This window comes from Streptomyces sp. PU-14G, assembly GCF_041028275.1.
In the GTDB taxonomy this organism is placed as follows: domain Bacteria; phylum Actinomycetota; class Actinomycetes; order Streptomycetales; family Streptomycetaceae; genus Streptomyces.
Genome location: NZ_JASKYT010000802.1, coordinates 1 through 356 on the forward strand (window position 1 = coordinate 1; position 356 = coordinate 356).

Annotated in this window: 1 protein-coding gene; it reads left to right on the forward strand. The window is 74.2% G+C overall.

Annotated elements, in window-relative coordinates; all coding sequences use genetic code 11:
* Positions 1-163: 163 nt before the first annotated feature.
* Positions 164-356 (forward strand): DUF4081 domain-containing protein (locus tag AB8Z75_RS35345; RefSeq protein ID WP_369209253.1); only part of this gene is annotated, 193 nt, incomplete at its 3' end.

Sequence of the window (356 nt, forward strand, 5' to 3'; positions counted from 1 at the left end):
GCTCTCGCCGTACCCCCCGCCCCGCACCGCTCTCGCCGTACGCCCGCGCACGCGCTCTCGTCGTACGCTTGCGCGTGCTCTCTGCGTACGACCGCTCAGGCGCGCTCTCGCCGCGCGGCCGGCCACGGCCGTGCGGCGGCGTGATGCTCTGGCCCCGGGTACAGTGCCAGCAGATCGTTCCCCACGCCCACGGGCCGTACGGTGGAACAACGCCTTCGTCACCGCCCGCGTTCTGGCCTCGGGCCTGGACCCGTGGCGTCTCGGCGGCGAGATGTGGGGCTGGTACCGGGACGGGCGCCTGGAGGCCCTCTGCTACAACGGCGCCAACCTCGTTCCGCTGTGCGCGGGCCCTCAGC